The sequence below is a fragment of the Candidatus Zixiibacteriota bacterium genome (assembly GCA_040753875.1).
Classification (GTDB): Bacteria; Zixibacteria; MSB-5A5; order GN15; family FEB-12; genus DATKJY01.
The window spans coordinates 136,626-143,282 of sequence record JBFMDV010000024.1; the positions used below are offsets into that span (position 1 = coordinate 136,626).

Sequence of the window (6,657 nt, forward strand, 5' to 3'; positions counted from 1 at the left end):
GTGACTGAGTATTCTTACTACGTTTACGATGGGAGGGTGGAGTCCTTCCGTGGTGAACATGGCTTTCTTGCAAATGTACCGCCCTTTATCATGGTGGAGATCAGATACATTGCGTCTGTTCAGTACGCCAATCACCTCAAAACTCTTCTTGAGAGATCCAATTCACAGAAGATACTGTTGTCCTGTGACCTCCTCGACTCCAAACGTTCAAAGGCTGTCGAGTCATTTACATCCCTCCCCGGCATCTCGCGACACGGATTTGCTGCGGTGCTGGATTCGTCACGATGTAGTATTGACCTCGCGGTCGACAGCGCTGTTCGTTTTGGTCAGTGGGAGTACTGGATTTATGGCTGTTTATCTGAAGCAAATGTGCCTCAAGCGCTTGAGGCTCTTTCTTCCTCAGAGTCAGAGTGGGATCTCGCACGAACAGGCCTCTTCGATTTCCTTGTGAATTGGAGTTATGATGATCAGTCATTCTTCATTTGGGAGTTCCGCGAGGATAGATGCGAGGCCCTGCTTCAGTTTCTTGAAATAGAGCTTTCACTGAAACGTGCTCACCCTATTGACACCTCCGTCGACAGGCCCGCACCATACGGATATGGTTGGATATTCAAGTTGTTTGGGAAGAAGTAAGCTTGTTTCCTAAAAGGTCGGGCATTGTTGAGATTCAGACCGGCGACATGCTTGACAGCGTGTGTTTCCCCTTCACCTATTATACACTTTCCCTACAACTTCCCCTCTAATCGCCAGCGCTCTTCTCTTTTTGGATAAGGAGAAGGAACACCCATGCTGAGAAATTTGGAAAAGCCCCTTCGTGATTCTACTCCCAATAAATTCGTGGACTGTTGTACGCCGATTCTCGTTCTGACCAGAACGGCCTGCAAGAAATAAAAAAAATGACAAAACGAACCCAATGCCCCATTGTGCCGCAATGACTTGACATCGATGGCGAAGAAAAACGAACCCAACTGTAGGCCGTCATGCACAACACACCACTCGGTGTATCCCAGCCAACGGCTGGGTCCGGAACATACTCCATTTCCCCGTGCAGTCAATTACTGGCATGACGCTACGGGAGTCAATTATGGTGAGTTTACAGGTGTGAAAAGAGTAGTGATTCTGAAAGAATGACTATCCGCGCGCCATCCAATCCGTCACGATCGTCACCGCTTCATCCAATGCGGCCTCCACCGGCGGCGTGAGTTGCTCACTCAACGTATGCACGTCCTGTGCCTCCACCGCCAGCACGGAGATTTCGGTCGGCATGTTCAGCCCAAGCTCTTTCCCGAGGGCAACCGCAGTGGGCAGACTCATTTGGTGGCTGTTGATCAAGCCGCGCGATGGCGTCAATGCCCCCGCGGCAAACAGATGTAATTTCCCGGGAGGGGCATTGCCCGTGATAATCGTGTCGACCACGAGGACACGCTTCCGGTCTCTTAGCAGATCGAGCAGCGCAAACCCGGCTGTCGCCGCAAACAGCACCTCGGTCCCATTCTCGGCGTGGCCGTTACTGGTCAGCCGGTCTGCCACTGCCGCCCCGAATGCGTCATCGGAGCGGACCTCGTTGCCGAGGCACAGGACCAGCGAGGGTTTCACATATGTCTCCGTACGGTGTCGATTACATCGCCACTGGAGGCGTCATGCACGATGATCTCCATCGGCATCTCACCGGGCAGTGTGTGCGTGGCGCAGCCAAAGCAGGGGTCGTAGGCCCGGAACGCCATCTCGATTTTGTTGAGCGTCCCATTCGTGATTGGTTGACCTTTCTTGATCAACCCTTCCGCCGCCTTCTTGATCGACATGCTGATCGGCGCATTGTTGTTGGTGGTGCCGACGATCAAGTTAGCTTCGGTAATGATGCCGTTCTTGTCGGTCTTGTAATGGTGTGTCAATGTCCCACGCGGCGCTTCCACGATACCGACCCCTTCGCCGACAATGCCGGTCGGCGGATCGAGCACGTGGTCCGAAATGATCACGTCGTCCTTGGCTTGCTGAAGCACCGCTTCGCACGCGAACACCAGTTCGACCACGCGCGCCCAGTGAGTCGCAAGAGTCGAATGCACCGGCGTCTTGCCTGATCTGTCTCCGGTCAGCGTCTCGTAGAACCGTTCGTACTCCGACTGCGCCATCGGCGTGACCATGCCGTCGGAGACATTCAACCGCGAAAGCGGCGACGCTTTGTACACGCCGGACTCCATACCGTCCACAAATCCCTTCCACCCAACCTTCTTGAGGAACGGATACTTGAGATAACTGTACGGCTCCACATGCTCGGCCACATACTGCAAATAATCTTTCGGCTCATACTCGGCGTGCTTGCTGCCGTCGGGCGCGGTCACCCGCACCTTACCGTCATAAAACGTCACTTTGCCGTTGGCATCCACCAGTCCCATGTTGTAGGTCTTGTGGGTGTAGGTATCGGACAGGATGAGATCGACATACGCCTTGTTGGCCAGAACAATATCATTGAAAACCTTGATCGTGAACTTGGCGAACTCCACCATCTGTTCGCCCAGCCTGATGATCTCCTGCTGTTCCTCTTTGGTTATCCGCTTGGACAGACCGCCCGGCAACGATGTGACCGGATGGACTTTCTTCCCACCGATGATCTCCACTATCCGCTGTCCGGCGGCACGCTGTGCGATCACTTTCTTGCCGGCATCAATGCCGACCTTCTTGATCACGCCCAGAATGTTCCGTTCTTCGGGCGGTGCGTCAGGTCCACAGACAAAATCCGGCCCGCCCAACGCATAGAAATGCGTAGTGTGGTCGCCGGCGTAAAATCCATTATACAGAAGCTCTCTCAACTTGCGAGCCGCCGATGGGATCGTCACTCCATACACGGCATCGGCTGCTTTGGCGGCCGCCATGTGGTGAGCCTCGGGGCAGACACCGCAGATGCGAGTCGTGATACGGCACATCTCCTCGACTGGTCTCCCCTGGCAGAACTTCTCGAAACCGCGAAGCTCCGGAATCTGGAAATAGCAGTTCGCCAGTTCCCCATCGTCGTTGACGAACAGATGAATCTTCCCGTGCCCTTCCAGGCGCGTTATCGGATCGATGATTATCTGTTTCATGATTGCACTCTCCGGAGCATCGAATCAGGGAGGCTGAAACGATAAAATGTCCCAACCGGATCGGCGATACCATCGATGATCTTCGCGGTCTCATCAGGATCGAGAGAGTCGATAACGCTGGCGACCGCGGATGCCATTTTTGCCCCCTGATCGCGTACGTTGGAGGGGAGGCCATAGCAGCCGCGGCACGGCACGCCTGCGCTGACGCACTTGGCACCGCATCCCGCTCTCGTTGCCGGACCCATGCAGAGTATCCCCTGCTCCATCAGGCACAGGTCGGGGTCGGTGACCTTTTCAAACGGGCGAACAAACTGTTTGATCTTTTTGACATTCTTCTGTCGTTTGCATTCATCGCAGCAACTCTTTTCGCTCGCCCCCAGGATCGTCCCTTTCGGCGGCAGCGGCTTGCCGTTGGCGATAATGTCGATCACAGCCGTCACCACGGCCGCTATCTGATCCGATTGCGGCGGACAGCCCGGTATGCTGTAGTCGACATCAACCACCTGTCGAAGCGTCCTGACGGTATTCCACAGATTCGGAATATGCAGTGTTCCCTCCGGAACCTCGACTTCGGGCTGCGGCATGACACTATTGGGATTGTCTGTCGAGGGAGACTGCCTGTACGCATATTCCATGATCGATCTCTTATCATAGAAATTGGCCAGCCCCGGAATGCACCCCTCGTGGGCACAGCTACCGAATGCGCACATCAGCAGCGACTTTTGTCGAAGCAACCGTGCGATCTCATAGTTCTCATCGCTGCGAATAGCCCCATTGAACAATGTCAGCGTGATGGACCGATCTTCCATCCTGCGAATATCGTCATACTTGAAATCGGTAGCGCATGGCCAGAAGACGATGTCGAAAAAGGCCGCGACATCCAGGATCTTGTCCTCGATATCAAGGATGGCGATGTCGCAGCCGCCGTACGATGCGGCCCAATATATGGCCAGCTTCGGTTTCGCCATGATCTACTCCTTCCCCGCCCCAGTGTACTCCTGCGCAGCCGCGGGTTCAAACGCCCACTCCTTGAGTTGCATTGGTCCGAGCGCCCGGATTTGCTGCGTGAATTCGGTGACAACCTCCTGAAAGCGCGCCCCTTCGGAGGCGGACACCCACTCGAGGCGGAGCCGGTTCGGATCGATCCCCATCCCTTGCAGGATCTTCTTCGTGATCGGAAGTCTTCGCATACACTTGTGGTTTCCCTCGACGTAATGACAGTCGCCGAAATGACAGCCACAAATGAGCACTCCGTCCGCCCCATTGCGGAACGAATCCAGCACGAACCCGGGATCCACGCGGCCCGAGCACATCACCCGGATTGTCAGAACATTGGGTGGATATTTCATGCGGGAAGTGCCGGCCAGGTCGGCCCCGGTGTAGCTGCACCAATTGCACAGAAACCCGACTATTCGTGGTTCGAAACTCATGCCAGCATCCCTTCGATCTGCGCATATATCTGTTCGTCTGTGAAATGGCGTGCCTTGATCGCGCCGCTCGGACAGGCGGCGGCAGGTGCCGCAGGCTTTGCACAACGCCGAGTTGATCACGCTGACGCGTTTACTTTCGTCGTAGGAGATAGCCGTGTACGGACAGAGGTCGTTGCACATCTTGCAGCCGCTGCAGAACTCCTCGCGGATCTCCGCATACGCTGCATCCATGAGCAACTCACCCAGACACATCAGTTTGGTGGCTTGCATGGCCGCCCCGGCCCCTTGCGCCACGGAGTCGGGAATGTCTTTCGCTCCCTGGCAGGCACCGGCGATAAAAACCCCGTCGGTGGTGGTCGAGACCGGTCCAAGCTTCGGATGTGCCTCGATAAACCAGCCGTCCGCGCCGGTCGAAATGTTGAACTTTCGTCCCGTTTCCTTGGCATCCTGTCGAGCCTGGAGCGCCGTGCAGAGGATCACCATATCCACCGGCACCTCGCGCCACTTGCCGATGAGCGTGTCCTCGCACTGGATCAGGAGATGCCCTTCATCACCTCTGCGGAAACCGGCCGGGACCACCTCGGCCCCTTTGCCGCGAATGACATTCACGCCTTCATCGAGGATGCGATGATAGAACTCCTCGTACCCTTTGCCGAAACTGCGCATGTCGATATAGAACTGGTACACTTCTGCGCTCGTCTTTTCTTTGACCAGATGCGAGAATTTCAGCGCATACATACAACAGACACGGCTGCAATATTTGTTGTGGTTCTGATCGCGACTGCCGATGCAGTGCAATATGCCGATCGAGCGCGGTTCCTCGCCGTTCTCCAAAAGCACCTTGCCGCCGGTCGGGCCAGCGGCGTTGTTCATCATCTCAAACTCTTCAGCCGTGATGACATTGGGATATTTGCCGTAGCCGTATTGCTTCATGGGGGTGGGATCAAAGCTGTCAAACCCAGTCGCCATGATAACGGCGCCTACCTCGATCTCCTCGTACGTGTCGGTGCAGTGGAAATCGATCGCCTCCTTGGGACACGCCTCTTCGCACACCATGCAGCCACCAGTCTTGAAATGGATGCAGTTCTCGCGCTGGATGCGCGGCACGTTGGGCACTGCCTGCCGAAATGAAAGTGTGATGGCGGAATTCGGCGCCAGCGACAGTTCGCGATGATTGAGCACCCGCTCCTCGATATCCTCCATGGTGATATGCCCGGTCGGGCAGAGCTTGGCACAGGCGCCGCAGAGGATGCAGTTCTCCGATTCGAGATGGAAAGGCGTGGAGACATCACGGTGCGACCCGCGATTGACAAACGACAGCGCATGGGCCCCCACTACTTCATCGCAGATACGAACGCAGAGTCCACACAGGATACAGGTGTAGTTGGTGCCGGTCTTCCAGCGCGGTTCGGTGATACCAAATCGCTCGGCCAGTTCCTGAAGGCGCGGATTCGGCGCGCAATTGGCCATGAGCATTTCGAGGTTGGTCCGCCGGGCCGTCACGACCCGGGGTGAGTCCGTAATGATCTGCAACCCGTCCCAGGCCGGATAGTTGCAGGCAGTGACGATCTTGTTCCACCCGCCCCCGTTTGCGCGCGCTTCGACGGCACAGATGCGGCAGGCCGCATACGGCGTCATGTACGGATAGTAACAGAGCGTCGGTATGTCGATACCCAACTGCCGGGCTGCCTCGAGTACGTACGAACCCTCTTCAACTTCGATCAACCGACCGTCGATGGTTATCTTCACGTTAGCCATGATCTACTGCTCCTACGCCACTGCCGCCGGTTCGGGTTTGGCCGGCGGACGCCAGAGTTCTCTGGCTCGTCGTTGGACAGCGTCGCCGGCGCCCCGTTTCACCCGCTTGATACTGTTGTGACGACACACCTGGTAGCAGGCGCCGCACTGGATGCATTTGTCCTGTATGATATAGTGCAGTTTCTTGGCCTCGCCGACTATCGCCTCTGTCGGACACGGCTTGCAGCAGGCGTGGCATCCCGTGCAGCTCTCGTCGATGGCGTGCGACACTAGAACCTATCTCAAAATCAGTTTTTGATTTGTCATCGTGAAGAGCGTGGCGATATTTCGTCATGGCGATCACGTTAAGCGATGCCCAATGGGAGAAGATTCGACGGCATTTCCCGGAAGAG

Annotated in this window: 6 protein-coding genes; 1 reads left to right on the forward strand and 5 read right to left on the reverse strand. The window is 56.1% G+C overall.

Annotated features, from left to right (window positions below; genetic code table 11):
- On the forward strand, positions 1–633 hold the full coding sequence (locus AB1644_08985; GenBank protein MEW6051177.1) for a hypothetical protein: 633 nt from the start codon (positions 1–3) through the stop codon (positions 631–633).
- 498 nt (positions 634–1,131) lie between these two features.
- Here the strand turns inward: AB1644_08985 and AB1644_08990 are convergent, their stop codons facing one another.
- The 5 genes from AB1644_08990 to AB1644_09010 are packed head-to-tail and all read right to left on the reverse strand — an operon-like array spanning position 1,132 to position 6,535.
- Positions 1,132–1,596 (reverse strand): hydrogenase maturation protease, encoded by a 465-nt coding sequence (locus tag AB1644_08990; protein MEW6051178.1) that lies wholly within the window; start codon positions 1,594–1,596, stop codon positions 1,132–1,134.
- Entirely contained in the window at positions 1,593–3,077 is a 1,485-nt protein-coding gene (locus tag AB1644_08995) for a Ni/Fe hydrogenase subunit alpha (GenBank protein ID MEW6051179.1), read from the reverse strand. The genes AB1644_08990 and AB1644_08995 overlap by 4 nt, the downstream gene beginning before the upstream one ends.
- Positions 3,074–4,045: an oxidoreductase gene (locus AB1644_09000; GenBank protein MEW6051180.1), complete on the reverse strand. Its 972-nt coding sequence runs from the start codon at positions 4,043–4,045 to the stop codon at positions 3,074–3,076. Before AB1644_09000 ends, AB1644_08995 begins: the two co-directional genes overlap by 4 nt.
- A gap of 3 nt (positions 4,046–4,048) precedes the next feature.
- Entirely contained in the window at positions 4,049–6,265 is a 2,217-nt protein-coding gene (locus tag AB1644_09005) for a hydrogenase iron-sulfur subunit (GenBank protein ID MEW6051181.1), read from the reverse strand.
- 12 nt (positions 6,266–6,277) lie between these two features.
- Entirely contained in the window at positions 6,278–6,535 is a 258-nt protein-coding gene (locus AB1644_09010) for a 4Fe-4S binding protein (protein ID MEW6051182.1), read from the reverse strand.
- Positions 6,536–6,657 lie beyond the last annotated feature (122 nt).

What these genes read in the sequence shown, in the direction of transcription:
- AB1644_08995 (MEW6051179.1), bottom strand. Translation starts at nt 3,077, where the DNA reads ATGAAACAGATAATCATCGATCCGATAACGCGCCTGGAAGGGCACGGG.
- AB1644_09000 (MEW6051180.1), bottom strand. Translation starts at nt 4,045, where the DNA reads ATGGCGAAACCGAAGCTGGCCATATATTGGGCCGCATCGTACGGCGGC.
- AB1644_09005 (MEW6051181.1), bottom strand. Translation starts at nt 6,265, where the DNA reads ATGGCTAACGTGAAGATAACCATCGACGGTCGGTTGATCGAAGTTGAA.